The sequence below is a fragment of the Bacillus sp. SIMBA_005 genome, assembly GCF_046535585.1.
GTDB lineage: Bacteria > Bacillota > Bacilli > Bacillales > Bacillaceae > Bacillus > Bacillus pumilus.
Window position 1 is genome coordinate 1 of sequence record NZ_JAWRWI010000913.1, and the last position, 248, is coordinate 248.

Genomic DNA, 248 nt, shown 5'->3' on the forward strand with positions numbered 1-248 from the left:
CTGTGTGAATCCAGCTTGTTTTGCCCAAATTGCAGAGAGCATCAAGTACTTTGTCTCCCGTAACGCCATGAATATTGATGGGCTTGGAGAGAAGGTTGTCGAGCAACTGTTGCGCGCTGATTTAATTCATGATGTATCCGATTTATATCAGTTAACAGTGGAGCAATTAGTAGAGTTGGAACGAATGGGTGAGAAATCAGCTACCAACCTAGTGAAAGCTATTCAAGCATCTAAGGACAATTCGATGG

1 protein-coding gene is annotated in these 248 nt (G+C 42.7%); it reads left to right on the forward strand.

The features are described from left to right. On the forward strand, positions 1-248 hold a 248-nt coding region (locus tag SB660_RS22725), incomplete at both ends, for a helix-hairpin-helix domain-containing protein (RefSeq protein WP_410584771.1).